General features: G+C 68.0%; 20 protein-coding genes. 14 read left to right on the top strand and 6 right to left on the bottom strand.

Annotated features, from left to right (window positions below):
* Window positions 1-35 precede the first annotated feature (35 nt).
* Together ACFVVI_RS20040 and ACFVVI_RS20035 are read right to left on the bottom strand one after the other, a co-directional pair.
* Window positions 36-857 carry an SDR family oxidoreductase gene (locus ACFVVI_RS20040; protein ID WP_378631644.1) on the bottom strand — a complete coding sequence of 274 codons (822 nt, stop codon included), beginning with the start codon at window positions 855-857 and terminating at the stop codon, window positions 36-38.
* The gene (locus tag ACFVVI_RS20035; RefSeq protein WP_387446256.1) at window positions 854-2,041 is read right to left on the bottom strand and encodes an acyl-CoA dehydrogenase family protein; all 1,188 of its coding nucleotides are present in this window, start codon (window positions 2,039-2,041) and stop codon (window positions 854-856) included. Before ACFVVI_RS20035 ends, ACFVVI_RS20040 begins: the two co-directional genes overlap by 4 nt.
* Before the next feature lie 79 nt (window positions 2,042-2,120).
* Between ACFVVI_RS20035 and ACFVVI_RS20030 the strand changes: the two genes are divergently transcribed.
* From ACFVVI_RS20030 to ACFVVI_RS19995, 8 genes are all read left to right on the top strand, one after another.
* Window positions 2,121-3,686 (top strand): FadD3 family acyl-CoA ligase, encoded by a 1,566-nt coding sequence (locus ACFVVI_RS20030; protein ID WP_378990670.1) that lies wholly within the window; start codon window positions 2,121-2,123, stop codon window positions 3,684-3,686.
* Window positions 3,683-4,558 carry an enoyl-CoA hydratase gene (locus ACFVVI_RS20025; protein ID WP_378990671.1) on the top strand — a complete coding sequence of 292 codons (876 nt, stop codon included), beginning with the start codon at window positions 3,683-3,685 and terminating at the stop codon, window positions 4,556-4,558. Before ACFVVI_RS20030 ends, ACFVVI_RS20025 begins: the two co-directional genes overlap by 4 nt.
* Window positions 4,559-5,701, top strand: a complete 1,143-nt coding sequence (locus ACFVVI_RS20020; RefSeq protein ID WP_387446255.1) for an acyl-CoA dehydrogenase family protein — start codon at window positions 4,559-4,561, stop codon at window positions 5,699-5,701.
* Between the two features lie 49 nt (window positions 5,702-5,750).
* A complete protein-coding gene (locus ACFVVI_RS20015; RefSeq protein WP_387446254.1) occupies window positions 5,751-6,767 on the top strand; it encodes an acyl-CoA dehydrogenase family protein in 1,017 nt (338 codons plus the stop codon).
* A gap of 132 nt (window positions 6,768-6,899) precedes the next feature.
* Window positions 6,900-7,949 (top strand): acyl-CoA dehydrogenase family protein, encoded by a 1,050-nt coding sequence (locus ACFVVI_RS20010; protein ID WP_387446253.1) that lies wholly within the window; start codon window positions 6,900-6,902, stop codon window positions 7,947-7,949.
* Between the two features lie 128 nt (window positions 7,950-8,077).
* Complete coding sequence (locus ACFVVI_RS20005; protein ID WP_378990677.1) at window positions 8,078-8,530, top strand: MarR family winged helix-turn-helix transcriptional regulator; 453 nt, start codon at window positions 8,078-8,080, stop codon at window positions 8,528-8,530.
* Window positions 8,531-8,547: 17 nt separating this feature from the next.
* Entirely contained in the window at window positions 8,548-9,789 is a 1,242-nt protein-coding gene (locus ACFVVI_RS20000) for an MFS transporter (RefSeq protein ID WP_387446252.1), read from the top strand.
* A gap of 84 nt (window positions 9,790-9,873) precedes the next feature.
* The gene (locus tag ACFVVI_RS19995; RefSeq protein WP_378990679.1) at window positions 9,874-10,623 is read left to right on the top strand and encodes a DUF427 domain-containing protein; all 750 of its coding nucleotides are present in this window, start codon (window positions 9,874-9,876) and stop codon (window positions 10,621-10,623) included.
* Here ACFVVI_RS19995 and ACFVVI_RS19990 read toward each other — a convergent pair whose 3' ends face one another.
* Entirely contained in the window at window positions 10,624-11,046 is a 423-nt protein-coding gene (locus ACFVVI_RS19990; RefSeq protein WP_387446251.1) for a hypothetical protein, read from the bottom strand.
* Window position 11,047: 1 nt separating this feature from the next.
* Entirely contained in the window at window positions 11,048-12,223 is a 1,176-nt protein-coding gene (locus ACFVVI_RS19985) for a Rieske 2Fe-2S domain-containing protein (RefSeq protein ID WP_378990681.1), read from the bottom strand.
* 194 nt (window positions 12,224-12,417) lie between these two features.
* Here ACFVVI_RS19985 and hsaA point away from each other — a divergent pair, with 194 nt between their 5' ends.
* The 4 genes from hsaA to hsaB are packed head-to-tail and all read left to right on the top strand — an operon-like array spanning window position 12,418 to window position 15,953.
* Window positions 12,418-13,581 carry a 3-hydroxy-9,10-secoandrosta-1,3,5(10)-triene-9,17-dione monooxygenase oxygenase subunit gene (hsaA, locus tag ACFVVI_RS19980; RefSeq protein WP_378990683.1) on the top strand — a complete coding sequence of 388 codons (1,164 nt, stop codon included), beginning with the start codon at window positions 12,418-12,420 and terminating at the stop codon, window positions 13,579-13,581.
* Window positions 13,582-13,584: 3 nt separating this feature from the next.
* A complete protein-coding gene (gene hsaD, locus ACFVVI_RS19975) occupies window positions 13,585-14,454 on the top strand; it encodes a 4,5:9,10-diseco-3-hydroxy-5,9,17-trioxoandrosta-1(10),2-diene-4-oate hydrolase (RefSeq protein WP_378990684.1) in 870 nt (289 codons plus the stop codon).
* Window positions 14,454-15,359: an iron-dependent extradiol dioxygenase HsaC gene (gene hsaC / locus ACFVVI_RS19970; RefSeq protein WP_378990685.1), complete on the top strand. Its 906-nt coding sequence runs from the start codon at window positions 14,454-14,456 to the stop codon at window positions 15,357-15,359. Before hsaD ends, hsaC begins: the two co-directional genes overlap by 1 nt.
* Before the next feature lie 18 nt (window positions 15,360-15,377).
* Window positions 15,378-15,953, top strand: a complete 576-nt coding sequence (gene hsaB, locus ACFVVI_RS19965; protein WP_378990686.1) for a 3-hydroxy-9,10-secoandrosta-1,3,5(10)-triene-9,17-dione monooxygenase reductase subunit — start codon at window positions 15,378-15,380, stop codon at window positions 15,951-15,953.
* A gap of 56 nt (window positions 15,954-16,009) precedes the next feature.
* Here hsaB and ACFVVI_RS19960 read toward each other — a convergent pair whose 3' ends face one another.
* Window positions 16,010-17,206 (bottom strand): saccharopine dehydrogenase family protein, encoded by a 1,197-nt coding sequence (locus ACFVVI_RS19960; RefSeq protein ID WP_387446249.1) that lies wholly within the window; start codon window positions 17,204-17,206, stop codon window positions 16,010-16,012.
* A gap of 31 nt (window positions 17,207-17,237) precedes the next feature.
* Between ACFVVI_RS19960 and ACFVVI_RS19955 the strand changes: the two genes are divergently transcribed.
* Together ACFVVI_RS19955 and ACFVVI_RS19950 are read left to right on the top strand one after the other, a co-directional pair.
* Window positions 17,238-17,834: a TetR/AcrR family transcriptional regulator gene (locus ACFVVI_RS19955; RefSeq protein WP_387446247.1), complete on the top strand. Its 597-nt coding sequence runs from the start codon at window positions 17,238-17,240 to the stop codon at window positions 17,832-17,834.
* Between the two features lie 48 nt (window positions 17,835-17,882).
* Window positions 17,883-18,260: a YdeI family protein gene (locus tag ACFVVI_RS19950; protein WP_387446245.1), complete on the top strand. Its 378-nt coding sequence runs from the start codon at window positions 17,883-17,885 to the stop codon at window positions 18,258-18,260.
* A 55-nt stretch (window positions 18,261-18,315) separates the two neighbouring features.
* Here the strand turns inward: ACFVVI_RS19950 and ACFVVI_RS19945 are convergent, their stop codons facing one another.
* Window positions 18,316-19,176, bottom strand: coding sequence for a MaoC/PaaZ C-terminal domain-containing protein (locus tag ACFVVI_RS19945; protein WP_387446244.1), 861 nt, complete (start codon window positions 19,174-19,176; stop codon window positions 18,316-18,318).
* Between the last annotated feature and the right edge of the window lie 38 nt (window positions 19,177-19,214).

Genomic DNA, 19,214 nt, shown 5'->3' with positions numbered 1-19,214 from the left:
GCACTTGCTTGGTTTCGGAGAACCCGCCACGGCGATCATGCGCGCTGGCTGCTCACCGAGACAACCTCGCCGGTCAGATACGAGGTGTAGTCACTGGCCAGCATGGCGATCGTCGCCGCTACTTCCCACGGTTCGGCGGCGCGACCGAAGGCCTCGCGCTCGCTGAGCGAGTCGAGCAGCTCGGTCGAGCTCACCTTGTCCAGGAACGGGTGACGGGCGATGCTCGGCGCGACGGCGTTGATCCGCACCCCGAATTCGGCGGCTTCGACCGCGCTGCACCTGGTCAGCGCCATCACCCCCGCCTTGGCGGCGGCGTAGTGCGCCTGGCCGTGCTGGGCACGCCAGCCGAGGACGGAGGCGTTGTTCACGATCACGCCGCCGTGGCCCGCGCCGCGGAAGTACCCCAGCGCCGCACGGGTGCAGCGGAAGGTGCCGGTGAGGGTGATGTCGAGAACCTGGTCCCACTGCTCGTCGGTCATGTCGACCACCGGGGTCTCACCGCCGAGGCCCGCGTTGTTGACCATGATGTCGATCCGGCCGAGTTCGGCGGCCGCGTCGGCCAGCAGCTGATTCACCTGCGCGGTGTCGCGGACATCGCAGACCACGGCACCGACCCGGCGCTCGGGGAACTCCTTGGCCAGCAGCTCGGCGGTCTCGGTCAACCGGCGCTCGTGCCAATCGGAGACGACCACGTCGGCGCCCTCTTCGAGGAGCCTGCGCGCGGTCGCCGAGCCGATGCCGGTGCCCGCGGCGGCGGTGATCACGGCCGTCCGGCCCGCGAGCAGGCCGTGTCCGGGGATCGAAGCCGGCGCGATCGACAGGGACTTGTTCGCGCCCGAATAGGTCTGCTCGGTCACGGGCGTGCCTCTCGCGGGAGACCGAGCACACGCTCGGCGATGATGTTGCGCTGCACTTCGTTCGAACCTCCATAGATCGTGTCGGCGCGGCTGAACAGGTACAGCCGCTGCCATGCGGTCATGTCGTCGGGGCCGGTGAGCAGGCCCGTCGCGCCTTGGACGGCCATCGCCAGTTCGCCGAGGTCGCGATGCCAGTTGGCCCACAGCAACTTCGACACCGAGGCGCCGCCCGCGTCGTCGTGGTCCTCGCTCATGGTGCGCAGCGCGTGCGCGCGCAGCACCCGCAGTCCCACCCAGGCGCGATCGAGGCGATCGGCGATCAGCGGGTCGTCGGCGGCGCCGGTGCGCCGGGCCAGGTCTTCGATGTCGGAGAGCTCGCGCGCGAAGCGGATCTGCTGGCCGAGGGTGGAGATGCCGCGCTCGAAGGTGAGCGTGCCCATCGCGATTCGCCAGCCGTCGCCCGGCGCGCCGACCACCAGGTCCGCGTCGGTGACGGCATCGTCGAAGAAGACCTCGTTGAACTCGGAGGTGCCGGTGAGCTGTTCGATCGGCCGCACTTCGATGCCCGGCTGGTTCATCGGGACCAGCAGATAGGACAGGCCCTTGTGACGGCTCGAGCCGCGCTCGGTGCGGGCGATAACGAAGCACCAGTCGGCGACGTGCGCGAGCGAGGTCCAGATCTTCTGGCCGTTGATCACCCACTTGTCGCCGTCCAGGCGCGCGGTGGTCGAGACGGCGGCCAGGTCGGAACCGGCGCCGGGCTCGGAATAGCCCTGGCACCAGAGTTCGCCGACCGAACGCACGCCCGGCAGGAAGCGCTTCTTCTGCTCCTCGGTACCGAAGGCCAGCACGGTGGGGCCGAGCAGTTCCTCGCCCACGTGCGAGACCCGCGCCGGCGCGTCGGCCTTGGCGTATTCCTCGTGGAAGATCACCTGCTGACGCACACTGGCGCCGCGACCGCCGTATTCGACCGGCCAGCCGAGGCAGGTCCAGCCCGCCGCGGCGAGGTGGCGGTCCCAGGCCAGCCGCTCGTCGAAGAATTCGTGTTCGCGGCCGGGTCCACCGGTGCCGCGCAGGTCAGCGAACTCGCCCGAAAGATTTTCGGCGAGCCAATCGCGTATTTCCGCGCGAAACTCCGCGTCGGAAGTCGCGGTATCGGAATCTGAGGTCTGGATCACGCCCACCTCGGTAGGATAACCTACCAAGCACTTGCTTTGTTAGCTGCTTCGGAAGAACAGCGAACCGCACAACGGTGAGGACCCCGTGACACCCCCTGCACAAACCACTCCGCAGGCGCTGCGCCACATCGCAGCGGCGCATCCGCACGAGCCTGCCCTGATCGACGGCGCGATCCGCCTGGACTGGACCGAGCTACTCGACCAGGTCCGGGTGGCCGCCCGCGCCCTGATCGCCCGTGGCATCTCCCCCGGCGACCGGGTCGCGATGTGGGCGCCGAACACCTATCACTGGGTGATCGCCGCCCTGGCCGCGCACTCCGCCGGGGCCGCGCTGGTGCCGCTGAACACCCGCTACGTGGCGGCCGAGGCCGTCGACGTGCTGGCCCGCGTCGACGCGAAGGCCTTGTTCGTCGCCGGCCCGTTCCTCGGTCGCGATCGGGCGGCGGAACTCGCGGCGGCGGCGCCGGAACTGGGTATCGGGACCGTCGTCGTCATTCCGATCGAGAGCGAGGCGGCTCCGGCCACGGCCGAGCCCGCACGCACGACGGTGACGTGGGACGAGTTGCTCGCACAGGCCGCGACGGTGTCCGAAGAAATCGGCGAGGAGCGGGCGGCCCAGGTCTCCCCCGACGACATCTCCGACATTCTCTTCACCTCCGGCACCACCGGCCGCAGCAAGGGCACTCTCGTCGCGCACCGGCAGGCGCTGGGGGTGGTGCGCGGCTGGGTCGAGTGCTCGACCCTGCGCGCGGGCGACCGCTACCTGGTGATCCCGCCGTTCTTCCACAACTTCGGTTACAAGGCGGGCATTCTCGCGTGCCTGGTCACCGGGGCCACGATCGTGCCGCAGGCCACCTTCGACGTGCCCGCCGCGCTGGCGCTCATCGAGTCCGCGCGGATCACCGTGCTCACCGGGCCACCGACGATCTACCAGACCATCCTCGAGCATCCCCAGCGCACCGAGCGTGACCTGAGCTCGCTGCGGGTGGCGGTGACCGGCGCGGCGACCGTGCCGGTGGTGCTGATCGAGCGAATGCGCGACGATCTCGCGTTCGAGGTGGTGATCACCGCCTACGGCCTGTCCGAGACGGCCGGTTTCGGCACCATGTGCCGTCCGTCCGACGACGCGGCCACCATCGCCAACACCTGCGGCGGGCCGATCGCCGACTTCGAACTGCGCCTGTCCGACGCCGGTGAGGTGCTGCTGCGCGGACCGAACGTGATGCTCGGCTACCTCGACGACCCCGAGGCCACCGCCGAGGCCATCGACGCCGACGGCTGGCTGCACACCGGCGACATCGGCATCGTCGACGAGCGCGGCTATCTGAAGATCACCGACCGGCTCAAGGACATGTACATCACCGGCGGGTTCAACGTGTACCCCGCCGAGATCGAACAGACCCTGGCCCGGCTCGACGGCGTCGCCGAGTCGGCGGTGATCGGCGTGCCCGACGAGCGGATGGGCGAGGTCGGCAAGGCCGTCGTCGTCCGCAAGGCCGGATCGACGCTGACCGCCGACGAGGTCATCGCCTTCGCCGCGGGCAAATTGGCGAACTTCAAAGTGCCCAGGCTTGTCGAGTTCCGCGACCAGCTGCCCTACAGCGCCGCGGGCAAAGTGCTCAAGCGTGAGCTACGTGAGGAGAAGTCGTGAGTTCCGAAACCGAGACCGAGGTCGTCACCTACGCGGTGCGCGGATCGGTCGCCGTCGTCACCATGAACCGGCCCGATTTCCGCAATGCGCAGAACTCGAAGATGACCTATGCCCTCGATGCCGCCTTCGTGCGCGCGGTCGAGGATCCCGAGGTCAAGGTGATCGTGCTGGCGGGCAACGGAAAGCACTTCAGCGCAGGCCACGACATCGGTACCCCGGGCCGCGACCACGACGTGCACTACGAGAACAAGGCCGCGCTGTGGTGGGACCACCTCGATCGCCCCGGTGGTGACCAGCGCTTCGCGCGCGAGTCCGAGGTGTATCTCGGCATGTGCAGGCGCTGGCGGGAGATCCCCAAGCCGATGGTGGCGATGGTGCAGGGCGCGTGCATCGCGGGCGGGCTGATGCTGGCCTGGGTGTGCGACCTGATCGTCTGCTCCGATGACGCGTTCTTCTCCGATCCGGTGGTCCGGATGGGCATTCCGGGTGTGGAGTACTTCGCGCATCCGTGGGTGATGGGGCCGCGCGCGGCCAAGGAGTTCCTGTTCACCGGCGACCGGTTCGGGGCGGCCCAGGCCAAAGAGTGGGGCATGGTCAACCGGGTCGTGCCGCGCGAGCAGCTGGAGGCCGAGGTGATGGGGCTCGCGGAGAAGATCTCCGCCATGCCGCAATTCGGGCTCGCGCTCACCAAGAAGGCTGTCAACCAGGCCGAGGATCTGATGGGCATGCGCTCCGGCATGGACTCGGTCTTCGGGCTGCATCATTTCGCACACGCGCACAACGCCGAGGTCGGCGCCGATTCACTCGGCGGGATGAACGCCCGCTCGATGAAGGCCACCGCCACCTCTACCGAACAGAACGGGACGAAGTAAGTGGATCTCGAGATCGACCCGGCTGCCCGGGAATTCCAGCTGGAGGTGCGCGAGTTCCTCGCCGCCAACGTACCGGCGGAGCCGTTGCCGTCGATGGATACCGCGGAAGGCTTCGCCGCGCATCGGGAATGGGAAGCGAAGCTGGCGCAGGCCCGGCTGTCCGCGGTCTCGTGGCCGCGCGAGTTCGGCGGGCGTGACGCGTCGATCCTCGAGTGGGTGCTGTTCGAGCAGGAGTATTACGCCGCGGGCGCGCCGGGTCGGGTCGCGCAGAACGGCATCTTCCTGCTCGCGCCGACGCTGTTCGAGCACGGCACCCCCGAACAGCTCGCGCGGATCCTGCCGCGCATGGCGCGCGGTGACGACATCTGGGCGCAGGCCTGGTCGGAACCCGAGTCGGGCAGCGACCTCGCGAGCCTGCGCTCCACCGCACGGCGCACCGAGGGCGGCTGGCTGCTCAACGGCCAGAAGACGTGGAGTTCGCGTGCGTCGTTCGCCGATTGGGCGTTCGGCCTGTTCCGCAGCGATCCCGAGGCACAGCGCCACCACGGACTCACCTACGTGATGTTCCCGCTCACCGCCGAGGGCGTGAGCGTGCGGCCGATCCCCCAGCTCGACGGCGAACCCGGCTTCGCCGAGATCTTCCTCGACGACGTGTTCGTGCCCGACCACGACGTGATCGGCGGCGTGAACGAGGGCTGGCGGGTCGCGATGGCGACCTCGTCGAACGAACGTGGCCTCTCGCTGCGCAGCCCCGGCCGGTTCAGCGCCACCGCGCAGCGCCTCATCGACCTGTGGCGCGAGACCGCCGACCCGAGCGACACCGCGGCCAGGAACTCGGTGGTCGACGCCTGGCTCGGCGCCGAGTCCTACCGCCTGCACACCTTCGGCACCGTCACCCGCCTCACCGACGGCGGCCAGCTCGGCGCGGAGTCGTCGATCACCAAGGTGTACTGGTCCGAGCTCGACATCGCGATGCACGAGACGGGGCTGGACCTGCTCGGCTCGGCCGCCGAGCAGCGCAGCACCTGGACCGACGGCTATCTGTTCTCGCTCTCGGGCCCGATCTACGCGGGCACCAACGAGATCCAGCGCAACATCATCGCCGAACGCATCCTCGGACTGCCCCGCGAGAGCAAGCGATGAACGTCAATTTCTCGGGCCGAATCGCCCTTGCGAACACAGGAGGTCTGCGATGAGATTCGCGCTCAGTACCGAACAGCTCGACTTCGCCGCCGAACTGCGCAAGATTCTCGATGCCGGACAGGTGCCCGCGGCGGTGCGTGCCTGGGCCGACGGTGACACCACCAAGGGGCGCGCCCTGCTGCGGCAGATCGCCGACATGGGCGTCTTCGGTCTGATCGTCGACGAGAAGTACGACGGGGCGGATGCCACCACCGTCGATCTCGTGGTCGCGCTGATCGAACTGGGCCGCGGCGCCGCGCCCGGGCCCGTGATCGAGTCCGCCGCCGTGATTCCCGCTCTGCTGCAACGTCTTCCGGACGACGCACCTGCCCAGCGATGGTTGCCCGCGCTCGCGAGCGGCGAGGCGCTCGGCACCATCACCTTCGAGGCGCAGCGCGGCATCGCCCTGGACGCCGACATCGCCGATCCGGTCCTCGTCGCCGCCGACGGCCGACTGACACTCGGCGTTGCGCCGACGGATTCGGTGACCTCGATCGACCCCGCCCGCAAGCTGTTTCGCGTGCGGGCCGAGGAAGTGATCGCCGAGGGCCCCGAGGCCGAAGCCGCCATCGACTACGCCTTCGACATCGGTGTTCTCGCCTGTGCCGCACAGCTCCTCGGTGCGGGCCGCTCGATTCTCGAGCAGACCACCTCTTACGCGAAGCAGCGCAAGCAGTTCGGTCGTGCGATCGGTGAATTCCAGGCGGTGAAACAGCAACTCGCCGACGTGCTGATCGCCTTGGATCTGGCCGAGCCGCTGGTGTACCGCGCGGCCCTCGCACTGGGTTCGGACGACCGCGCTCGCGATGTCTCGGCAGCCCTGGTGACCTGCGGCGACGCCGCCCATCGCGCCGCGCGTGCCGGGCTTCAGGTGCACGGGGCCATCGGCTACACGGCGGAATTCGACCTGTCGCTGTGGCTGACCAAGGTCGCGGCCCTTCGAACTGCGTGGGGCACCGCCGACTTCCATCGCGGCAGAATCGCCGACGCGCTACGCGCCGCCGAACCTGCGGCCGCAACGAACTGAGACCCGCGATGCCACCGACGACACCGGCCGAATGCCGCGCGGGTCTGTGTCGCGGTGGCAGCCGAGTCCCGCCGAACCGCAGCCGACGCTCTCCCACCGCCGCCGCCATCACCGAGCCTTACGAGGAACCCCATGTCATCGAATGAACTACTCGAATTCCGGACCTCCGTGCGGGCCCTGCTCGGCAAGCACGCCACGTCGGCCGCGCTGCGTACCGCGATGGACACCGACCTCGGATACGACCCGAAGTTGTGGCGGATGCTGTGCGAGCAGGTCGGGGTCGCCGCGCTCGCGGTGCCGGAGGAGTGGGGTGGCGCGGGCGCCGGGCTCGTCGAATCGCTCATGGTCGTCGGCGAATTGGGGCGGACGCTGAGCGGTGTGCCGATGCTCGGGTCGGCGGTGCTCGGGGTGCAGGCGATTCTGATGGCCGGTGACGAGCAGTCGTGCGCCCGGCTGTTGCCCGATCTGGCGGATGGGTCACGCACGGCGGCCCTGTGCTGGGCGGACGCCACCGGGTGGGATGCGGCCGGGGTCAGCGCGACCGGCGGAAAGCTCAGTGGCGCGGCCCATTACGTGCTGCACGGAGCTCAGGCCGACCTGCTGTTGGTGCTGACCGATGACGGACTGTTCGAGACGACAGCGGACGCCCCCGGCGTGGCTGTCACCGCGACCCCCGCGCTCGATCCCACGCGCAAGCTCGCCACCATCACCTTCACCGATGCCCCCGCCACCCGGATCGGCACCGGCGACCCCGCCGCGCTGCGCCGCCGGCTGCGCGAGATCGCCTGGGCGGCACTGGCCGCCGAGCAGGTCGACGCGGCCAGGCGCTGCCTCGAGATGACGGTGGAGTACACGGCCTCGCGCGTGCAGTTCGGTCGTCCGATCGGCAGCTTCCAGGCGCTCAAGCACCGGATGGCCGATATGTACGTGCTGGTCGAGTCGGCCGAATCGGCGGCGCTGGCCGCCGCACTCGCGGTGGCCGAGGACAGTCCGTCGGCCGCGGAGGACGTGTGGGTCGCGCGCAAGCACTGCACCGAGACCTTCTCCACGGTGGCGGCCGAGACCATCCAGTTGCACGGCGGCATCGCCATCACCTGGGAACACGACGCCCACCTCTTTTTCAAGCGAGCGCACGCCACCGCCGAGCTGTTCGGCACCGGGCGTCGTCCGGTCGCGGCCTAGCCGTATTCACCGAAAGCCCTGGTCGCAGCTCCGCGACCAGGGCTTTCGGCATGCTGTGCGCCATTTCACCGGGCTTGGGCGCGGACCGGTCTGGATTTAGATAATTAGCTTATGTAATATAATCTCCTGTGAAGCAGACAGCGCAGCCATCGGCAGACGACATCGTGGTCGACCTGTTGGTCACCGCTGGTCGGCTCACCCGACTGGCCGGGGCGATCAGCAACGACGACCTGCCCCGCGCGGTCCTGCGGGCCCTTTCCGTGCTCGACGAGCACGGCGGGCTGCGGGTCAGCGATTTCGCCCGGATCGACAGATGTTCCCAACCGGCGGCAACGGCGCTGATCGGTCGACTCGTCACCGACGGCTTCGCATCCCGCACCAAAGACCCGCACGACTCCCGGGCAGTGCTCATCGAGCTCACCCCGGCCGGCCGGTCCCGCCTCACCGAGGCCAGACGCGCGTTCGCCGCCGCCATGGCACCCGGACTGGCCGATTTCGATCTCGATCGGCTGATCCGCCTCGATACCGACATGAACGACCTGCTGACAGCCCTTCGCTCGGTTGCCCGCGGTCATCAGTGATGCAAACAGGAGCGCCAGTGAGCACCCCCCAGCTGACTCGCGACGACAACGCCGCAACCGCCAACTCCCAGCCCAAAGCCGTGTGGGCCGTCGCCTTCGCGAGCGTCATCGCGTTCATGGGCATCGGCCTGGTCGATCCCATTCTCAAGCCCATCGGCGAACAGCTGAACGCGACGCCGTCCCAGGTGTCGTTGCTGTTCACCAGCTACATGGCCGTCACCGGCGTCGCCATGCTGGTCACCGGCGTGATCTCGAGCCGCTTCGGCGCGAAGAAGACGCTGCTGTCCGGGCTGGCGATCATCATCGTGTTCGCCGCGCTGGCGGGCATGTCCGGCAGCATCGGCGAGATCATCGGCTTCCGCGCGGGCTGGGGTCTGGGCAACGCCCTGTTCATCGCGACGGCGCTGGCCACCATCGTCGGCGCGGCCACCGGCGGCGTCGCCAAGGCGATCATTCTCTACGAGGCCGCGCTCGGCATCGGCATCGCGACCGGCCCGCTGCTGGGTGGCGTGCTCGGTGGAATCAGCTGGCGCGGACCGTTCTTCGGAGTCTCGGTGCTGATGGCCGTCGCCTTCATCGCGATCGTCGTGCTGCTGCCCGAAACGCCGAAGGCCGCGCACCCCACCTCGATCACCGCGCCGTTCAAAGCCCTGCGGCACAGAGGATTGCTCACCGTGAGCATCACCGCGCTGCTCTACAACTTCGGCTTCTTCACCCTGCTCGCGTTCACCCCGTTCCCGCTGGACATGGGCACCTACGCGATCGGCTTCATCTTCTGCGGCTGGGGCATCCTGCTCGCCCTGTCCTCGGTGTTCCTCGCCCCGAAACTGCAGGCGCGCTTCGGTTCGCTGCCGATGATGGCCCTGTCGCTGGGCCTGTTCGCGATCGACCTGGCCGTGATGGGGATGTTCACCGAACACAAGGTCGTGCTGATCGTCGGTGTGGTGATCGCCGGTGCGTTCCTCGGCGTGAACAACACGCTGATCACCGAGGCCGTGATGATCTCGGCGCCGGTCGAGCGCTCGACCGCGTCGGCGGCGTACAGCTTCGTCCGATTCGGTGGCGGTGCGGCCGCCCCGTGGGTGGCGGGCAAGCTCGGCGAGCACAACATGTCGCTGCCGTTCTGGCTCGGCGCGGTCTGCACGGCCGCCGGGGTCGCGGTCCTCTACATCGGCCGCGGCGCCCTGGCCCACATCGACGACCACGACCCGACCCCGCACTCGATCGAGGAAGCACAGGCCATCACCGTCGGCGATTGACCCGTCCCCGTCGGTGTATCCGAATCGCCCCTGGTACCACGAGTGCCAGGGGCGATTCGCTGTCGCGGGCGTAGCGTCGAGGGCATGACCGAGGACCGACGCGGGCGCGTCAAGGTGGAAACGGGACAGAAGCGAGTACGGGCCTACTTGCGCGGGAAGCTGGTGGCCGACACGCTCCGGCCGTTGCTGGTCTGGGAGATCCCGTACTACCCGACCTACTACGTGCCGCTCACCGACGTGCGCGCCGACCTCGATCCGAACGGGGTCACCGAGCACTCCCCCAGCCGCGGCGACGCGACGGGTTACGACGTGACGGTCGAGGGTCTGCGCGCCGACGGTGCGGCGCTGCGCTATCTCGACTCACCGCTGTCGGAGCTGAAAGACGCTGTGCGGCTCGATATCGCCGCGTTCGACTGGTTCGAGGAAGACGAGCAGGTCTTCGTCCATCCGCGCGATCCGTATTCGCGCGTGGACATTCTCGGCAGTTCCCGGCACGTGCGGGTGGAGATCGACGGAGTGACCGTCGCGGACTCGCATTCGCCCCGAATCCTGTTCGAAACCGGTTTGCCCGCACGGTATTACCTGCCGCTGACCGATGTCCGGATGGATCTACTGACCGCGTCGGACACCCACACGAGCTGCCCGTACAAGGGCACCGCCGACTACTGGAACGTGCGCGTCGGCGACACCGAGCACGCCGACCTCGTCTGGATCTACCGCACGCCGCTGCCGGAGAGCCAGAAGGTGGCGGGGCTGGCGTGCTTCTACAACGAGAAGGTCGACATCTACCTCGACGGGGTGCGACAGGATCGCCCGCACACCCCGTTCGGCTGACTATTCGCCGACGTCGAGCACGCCTTCGTCGACCGCCCACTTGATCGACTTCTCCAGTGACGGACACGATTCCGGCCGACCCGGCCGCGCACCGTGCGCGGTCAGCTGCGCGAAGATCGGGCAGTGCGCGTCGGGTCGCTCGGTCCACTGCACCGAGGTCTGGTGCTGACTCGCCTTGCGCACCAGCACCTGTGCCGAGCACGCCTGGCACCGCAGTGGTGTGAGACCCGTGTCGAGGTAATGCTGTTTGTCGACCACAGTTTGCGCCCGCACCGCGGCTTGCCGCGCGGGTTGATCAGCGAAATCGGGCGCTTTGGCCCAGGTCGGGCGAGTCCCCGCACGCGGCGAGGATTCGCCCGACCCCGGCTCCGCCGAAGCGAGCTGCGACGGATCGCCGGACCTTTGCGGCTCGCTCTGGCTCATATCAGACGCCTGCTTCCTCGGATTCGGCCTTGCGGCGCAGGTTCTCCGCCACCTCGGCCTCCCACGCCTGATTCGCCTTGGTCGTATCGACCTCGAACTCGAAGCGCTGGGTCATCTTCTCGGTCACCTCGGCGACGTCGACGTAGAACTGCTCGTACCAGCGACGCAGCTGGTAGACCGGCCCGTCTTCCTCGCAGAGCAGCGGGTTCTCGACCTTGGACTTGTGCTTCCAGATCTCCACGTCCTGCAGGAAGCCGTCGCCGAAGAACTTGGCCATCGTGTCGGCCAGTTTCTTCGCGGCCTCGTCGGGCAGGCCCTTGGGCTTCTCGACCGACAGACCCCACTGCAGCACGAACGAATCCTGGTCGACCGGGTAGTGGCAGTTGATCAGCTGAACCTTGATCTCGTACCCGCTGTAGATGTTCACCAGCGGATTGATCATGTAGGACGGCCCGAAGTAGGACGCCTCCGACTTCAGCAGCGTGTCACCGCCGTGCTTGGCGGCCATACCGACGTCGGGGCGGCCCTTGGTCTCCAGGAACTGCGTCGCCACATGCCCTTCGAAGACGTTCTTGAAGAACGTCGGGAAGGCGTAGTGGATGTAGAAGAAGTGCGCCATGTCCACGACGTTGTCGATGATCTCGCGGCAGTTGGCGCCCTGGATCAGCAACGAGTCCCAGGTCCAGTCGGTCCAGCCGCTGTTGTGGGCCTCGGTCGGATTGCCCTGTTCGTCGGTGTAGGGACCCTCGATGTACGGGATCGTGACCTCGGCGGGCGGTTCGTTGCCCTCGTGATCGTGCCAGACGTACAGCTGACCGTTGCGCTCGAGCGTGGTCCACTTCCGGGTGCGGGCCAGCGGCGGAACGCGGCGCGCGTACGGAATCGCGGTGCACTTTCCGCTGGCACCCCAGCGCCAGTCGTGGAACGGGCAGGCGATGTCGTCGCCCTTCACCGTTCCCATGCTCAGGTCGCCGCCCATATGCCTGCAGTAGGCGTCGAGCACGCGGATCTGGTCGTCGGTATCGGTCCACACGACGAGCTTGGTACCGAAGACCTCGACCGCGTGCGGTTTACCGTCGCGGAACGTCGACGCGAGGCCGACACAGTGCCAGCCACGCGCGAACCTCGTCGGCGGTGCACCGACATCGAGTTCCCTCACCTTGGGGTTGATCGCCATCCCGAACCCTCCTCGTTCACTAGAACACGTTACAAAACTGAGCCACTTCACGCCAGTTGTCCAGCGAACTTCCTTGTTGACTCCTGTTATATCCGAGGTAAGGCGATCTTCTCGACAGAAACGAGAACCTGTTCTAATCTCAGAGACGAAAAGAACCGGTTGTCGATCCGACAAGGGCAGGAGCGGGCTCCGAAATGACGCAAGAAGTGACCGAACGGGTCGAGGCACTGCTGCCGACGCTGCGTGAGCGTGCGCAGGAGGCCGAAGACCTGCGCCGCATTCCCGAAGAATCCATGAAGGCGCTGCAGGAGACCGGTTTCTTCCGGCTGCTCCAGCCCAAGCAGTGGGGCGGCCACGCGGCCGACCCGGTGGTCTTCTACGACACCGTGCGCAAGATCGCCAGCGCGTGTGGTTCCACCGGCTGGGTGTCGGGCATCATCGGGGTGCACAACTGGCACCTCGCGCTGTTCGACCAGCAGGCCCAGCAGGACGTGTGGGGCGAGGACACCGATGTGCGCATCTCGTCCTCGTACGCGCCGATGGGAGCGGGACAGGCCGTCGACGGTGGTTACATCGTGCGCGGCTCGTGGGCTTGGTCCTCGGGTTCCGATCACGCCACCTGGGCGGTGCTGGGCGGTCCGGTGATCAAGAACGGCAAGCCGGTCGACTTCGGCAGCTTCCTGATCCCGCGCTCGGACTACCGCATCGATGACGTCTGGAACGTCGTCGGTCTGCGCGGCACCGGCTCCAACACCGTCGTCGTCGAGGACATCTTCGTCCCGTCGCACCGGTTCCTGAGCTTCCGCGCGATGAGCGAGGGCCGCGCGCCCGGCCTCGAGCAGAACACCGACCCCGTCTACAAGATGCCGTGGGGCACCATCCACCCCACCACCATCTCCGCGCCGATCGTCGGCATGGGCTACGGCGCCTACGAGGCGCACGTCGAGCACCAGGGCAAGCGCGTGCGCGCCGCCTACGCCGGCGAGAACGCCAAGGACGATCCGTTCGCCAAGGTGCGCGTGGCCGAGGCGGCCAGCGATATCGACGCCGCGTGGCGTCAGCTCTCGGGCAATGTCGCCGAGGAGTACGCACTGCTGCTGGCGGGCGAAGAGGTGCCGTTCGATCTGCGCGTGCGCGCCCGTCGCGACCAGGTGCGTTCGACCGGTCGCGTGATCGCCTCGATCGACAAGCTCTTCGAGTCCTCGGGCGCCACCGCCCTGGCCAACGGCACGCCACTGCAACGCTTCTGGCGTGACGCGCATGCCGGGCGGGTCCACGCGGCCAACGATCCCGAGCGCGCCTACGTGATGTACGGCACGCACGAGTTCGGCCTGCCCGTCACCGACGCCATGGTGTAGCCGATGACCCGAACCGCTGAACTGACCTACGCATCGACCTCACGCTTCGCGCAGGTCACCCCCGATCTGAAGCTGCACTACCACGAAGCCGGAGTGGGCAACGGGCCGACGATCGTGCTGCTGCACGGTGGTGGACCCGGTGCCTCGGCGTGGTCGAACTTCGCCCGCAACATCCCGGTGCTGGCCGAGCGCTATCACGTGATCGCGCCCGATCAGCCGGGTTACGGCAAGTCCGACAAGCCGATCGACCACCCGCAGTACTTCGTGCACAGCTCGAACGCACTGCTCGCGCTGCTCGATCACCTCGAGATCACCGACCGGGTGCACCTGCTCGGCAACTCTCTCGGCGGCGGCGCCTCGGTGCGGTTCGCACTCGACCACCCCACGCGCGCGGGCAAACTCGTGCTGATGGGTCCGGGCGGGCTGAGCACCAACCTGTTCGCGCCCGACCCCACCGAGGGCGTGAAGCTGCTCTCGAAGTTCACCTACGAACCGACCAGGGACAACCTGGAGAAGTTCCTGCGGATCATGGTCTTCGACCAGTCCCTGGTGACCGAGGAACTCATCGACGAACGGTTCGCCTTCGCGAGTACCCCCGAGTCGCTGGCCGCGATGAAGGCGATGGGCAAGTCGTTCGCCGGCGCCGACTTCGAGAAGGGCATGCTGTGGCGTGACGCGTACAAGCTGCGTCAGCCGGTGCTGTTGATCTGGGGTCGCGAAGATCGGGTGAACCCCCTCGACGGCGCGCTCGTGGCCACCAAGGTGATCCCACGAGTCCAGCTGCATGTGTTCGGTGGCTGCGGGCACTGGGCACAGCTGGAGAAGTTCGACGAGTTCAACCGGCTCACCGTCGATTTCCTCGGGGAGAAGTAATGAGCATTCGCGCCCTGGGCTACATGCGCATCGAGGCCACCGACATGGCGGCCTGGCGCGAGTACGGCCTCAAGGTTCTCGGCATGATGGAGGGCACCGGGTTGAACCCCGACGCGCTCTACCTGCGCATGGACGATTTCGCCGCCCGACTGGTGATCGTTCCCGGCGAGCAGGACCGGCTGCTGGTCTCGGGCTGGGAGGTCACCGACGGGCCCGGCCTGCAACAGCTGCGGGAAACCCTGAGCAAGGCCGGGGTCGCCTTCACCGAGGGCACCAAGGAAGAGCTGGGTGAGCGACGCGTCGAGGGCATGATCCGGTTCCAGGATCCGTCCGGGAACACCCTCGAGGCGTTCTACGGCGCGCAGTACCTGGGCCGCCGCTTCGTGAGCCCCTACGGCCACAAGTTCGTCACCGCCGAGCAGGGATTGGGCCACGTGGTTCTCACCTGCACCGACGATGCCGCGGCACAGGCGTTCTACCAGGACATCCTCGGCTTCCGGCTGCGCGACTCCATGCGGCTGCCGCCGCAGATGGTCGGCCGTCCCGCCGACGGCGACCCGGCCTGGCTGCGCTTCTACGGCTGCAACCCGCGCCACCACGCGCTGGCGTTCCTGCCGCTGCCGAACCCCACCGGCATCGTGCACCTGATGGTCGAGGTGGAGAACTCCGACGACGTCGGTCTCTGCCTGGACCGCGCCTATCGCAAGAAGGTGAAGATGTCGGCCACTCTCGGCCGCCACATCAACGACAAGATGCTGTCCTTCTACATGAAGACTCCCGGCGGATTCGACATCGAATTCGGCTGTGAAGGACTGGAAGTCGACGACCACGACTGGATCGCCCGCGAATCGACCGCGGTGAGCCTGTGGGGTCACGACTTCACTGTCGGATTCAAACAGCAATAGGAACGGGCGGCGAAGGACATGACTGAACAGATACCGGCGATCGACGGCCGGCAGTTCCGCACCGTGCTGGGGCAGTTCTGCACCGGCATCACCGTGATCACCGCGCTCGATCCGGACGGTGAGCCCATCGGGTTCGCCTGCCAGTCCTTCGCCGCGCTCTCCCTCGACCCGCCCCTCGTGCTGTTCTGCCCCACCAAGGGGTCGCGGTCGTGGGCAGCGATCGAGGCTGCGGGCAAGTTCTGCGTGAACGTGCTCTCCGAGGAACAGCAGCCGACGTGCGCGCGCTTCGGCTCACGCGAGACCGACAAGTTCGCCGGAGTCGGCTGGCGGACATCCGCATTGGGCGTCCCCGTGCTCGACGATTCCCTGGCCACCATCGAATGCACCGTCGACTCCGTCGTCGACGGCGGTGACCACTACATCGTCATCGGCCGGGTCCACGCGCTCGCGGAGTCGGCCACCACCGGTGGTCGTCCGCTGCTGTTCTACCGCGGCCAGTACACCGGCATCGAGCCGGACAAGACCACCCCCGCCCCCTGGCGCGCGGACCTGGACCACTTCCTCACCACCACCAGCCTCGACACCTGGCTGTGAATCGACCGGCCTGAGCAGGCGGTCACGGCCTCGGTCGGCAGCGTGGCGTGCACTGCTCATCTCGCGGTGAGCAGTGCGGTCAGGAGCGCGGACGACAGTGCCGCGGCGTTGTCCTCCTCGGTGTCCCAGCTGCGCGTGGTGACCGTCGTCGCGGCCGGGCGTGGTGCACCGAGACAGTGCGGGGCGAACGCGGTGAAGAATTCGTGCGGATCGAGCAGGGTCTCCGGCGTGTGGACGCCGGGGCTCTTCGCCCGCAGCAGTGCCGCGACCGCCAACGGCACGCCGGTGTTGTCGGCCATCGTGAGACCGGGGACCTGACACAGCGCCGTGGCGGCGGTCGCGGCGACTCCAGCCCGCAGGCCCGTCGCGACGGCGAACAGCGGTGGCAGGCCACCGGCGGTGATCAGTTTCGCCGGATCGGCGGGCAGGAGTCGTTCGACGCGGGCAGCCATCCCGGCCGCCTGATCCAGCGTCAACAGGCGAGCGCCCATTACCCAGCGCAGGGCCAGCAGCGCCGCCGAGGTCGAGCGGTCGCCGACGACCACGGTGGTCGCGTCGCGGAGTTCGGGGAAGGCTCGCGCCACGGTGATCGCCTCCGGGTGACCGAAGCTGCGGCCTTCTCCGGTGCGCAGGCCCGGGTAGTCGATGCGCATCCGTTCCAGGGCCGGGCGCTGGGCGCGCACGCCGTCGCGGATGACCGGAATGTCACCGGCGATCTGTCGCATGCCGTGCACCACGGCCGCGGTCGCCCCCGGACCGGCCGGTTCGGTGTGCGCGGAGTGAATGTTCCAGCCGGTGACCACGGAGTCGACGCGGTCGAGTTCCCGGCCCGCCAGCACGGCGAGCAGATTGGCGATACCGGGGCTGGCGCCCATGCCGACCAGCGCTGTCACCCCCGCCGCGCGCGCCGCCGCGTCCAGTTCCAGCATGTCGATGGTCGGCTGGGGATCGTCGCAGATGTCGATGTAGTCGCAGCGCGCGGCGATCGCCGCCGCCAGGATCGGTGGGCCGAAGCGGAAATATGGGCCGACCGTATTCACCACCAGGTCGAAATCCCGCATCGCCGAAGTCAGCGCCGGGCCGTCGGTGGCGTCCAGTCGACAAGCGGTGGCGCCGAGTTCGGTGGCGAGCGCGCGCGCCGCGGCCTCGTCCCGGTCGGCGATCGTCAGTGCTGTCACCCTGTCGTCGCCGTGCATGATGCGGGCGGCGACCCTGCCCATCTCCCCTGCCCCACCCAGTGCCAGAACTCGCATGACTGCCTCCCCGTCGAATATATTGACTAACATGACAGTAAATAAAGTCGGGCGGCCGAGCAAGGCCAAGGAGCGGATCGGTCAGATCCTGCGGGCCGCTCATTCCGTCGTGGCGAGCGACGGTTTCGCCGATACGACGCTGTCGCGAGTGGCCGCGGCGGCCGGGGTGCAGCGCACGCTGGTGCTGCACTATTTCGGCAGTAGAGACGGGCTGATGCGGGCCTTCGTCACCGAAGCCGTCGCCGCGTACGGTGACGCGCAACTGCGGCTGGGCGCCGAGGGGACGATCGAGGATCGAGTGGCACGGATGTTCGCACCGGGCGCTTACGGAAACCGCGACGACCTGGTGGTGTGGAGCGAACTGGTGAATCTCGCGGCGCGCGATGAGGTGGTCCGGCACAGCCTGCGGGAGTTGTGGACCGAGCGGTGGCTACCCGAACTGGAGCGACAGCTCGCCGCCGCGTACCCGGCCGCCCCGGCGGATCGCGTCGCGACCAGCGCCTACGGGCTCGCGTGCCTGTTCGAGGCGCACTGGGCATTTCACCTGCAAGGAGTCGTCGATTCCCGACGGACCGAACAGGCCACCCGAGCCGCCGGCGCCCTACTGGCGACACTCGAACCGGCGTGAATTCAAAGTGCTCATTCGGTGAGCACTTTGAGTCGGAGGATAGGTGGCATGGACATCGAATTCATCACCTGCCCCGACGCCGAAGCCTGGGACACGTGGCTGGCGGCGAACCACGCCGACGCCCGCGAGGTGTGGGTGCTGATCGCAAAGAAGAAGGCCCCCGAGAAATCGGTGACGATCAGCGAAACACTGGACGGCGCACTCTGCTACGGCTGGATAGACAGCCATCGCCGCGGCCTCGACACCCACCACTACCTGCAGCGATACTCGCCGCGTCGAGCACGGAGCCCCTGGTCGCAGGTCAACGTCGCCAAGGCCGAAGCCCTCATCGCCGCGGGGCGGATGCGCCCGGCCGGGTTCGCGGCCATCGAATCGGCGTGCGCCGACGGCCGCATCGCCCAAGCGATCACCGCGCTCGAAAAATGATCACCAGGCCACCGGCGTTCTCACGCTCTGGCGACCTGGTGATCAGTGGTTCGGATCAGGCGATACGCAGGGCGACATCGCTGAGGACGGGGGCATCGTCTCGTTCGACCACGGTGACGACCGCGATCAACTGGTCGCCCTCGCGCCACACCTTGGTGCGCAAGGTCTCGCCCGGGTAGAGCACGCCGGCGAACTTGGCCCGGAACCCGCCGACCCGGCCCGCGTCACTGTCGAGCAGAGCGTCGGTGATGGCCTTGCATACCGTGCCGTAGGTGCACAGCCCGTGCAGGATCGGGGCGGGAAAACCTGCGCCACGGGCGAATTCGGGGTCCGAGTGCAGCGGGTTGCGATCGCCGGAGAGGCGGTACAGCAGGGCCTGCTGCGGCAACGTGGGGGTGAGCAGCTCCGCGTCGGGGGCGCGCTCGGGCAGTTCGACGCGGGCACTCGGACCACGCTCGCCACCGAAGCCACCTTCACCCCTGGCGAAAATGGAGGACCGCGCGGTCCACAGCGGTTCACCGTCGGATCCGGTGATGGTGTGCTCCTGCACGATCACCGCGTTGGCGCCTTTGTCCCAGATCTCGACGATCCGACCTGCCCAGAGTGCTTTACCCACAGCCGGAATCGGCTTGTGCGCCACTACTTCCTGGTGCCCGTGCACGACCTTGGCCAGGTCGATCTCGATGCCGGGGAAGCTCACTCGCGGCGGCTCGGTTTCGCCGAGGGTCGGCGCCACCGTCGCGAACGTCGGCAGCACCTGGGGTGCGCGATCGTCGAGGTAGGCCAGCTCGGCCGGGTCGGTCGGGCGGGCGCCCGCGCCGAGGCCAAGGTGGTAGAGCTGCACGTCGGTGGGCGTCCAGCTGAACTCGCGCGAGGGCAGAGTCGCGCCGAGCGCGGTCGCCAGATCAATGGGCATGGGTTACTCCTGCATGTCTGCTGAACAGTACGAATGGC

This window comes from Nocardia sp. NPDC058114 (genome assembly GCF_042884695.1).
Taxonomy (GTDB): Bacteria; Actinomycetota; Actinomycetes; order Mycobacteriales; family Mycobacteriaceae; genus Nocardia.
The sequence above is the reverse complement of the archived record's forward strand: the minus strand, read 5'-3'. Positions and strand labels throughout refer to the sequence as shown.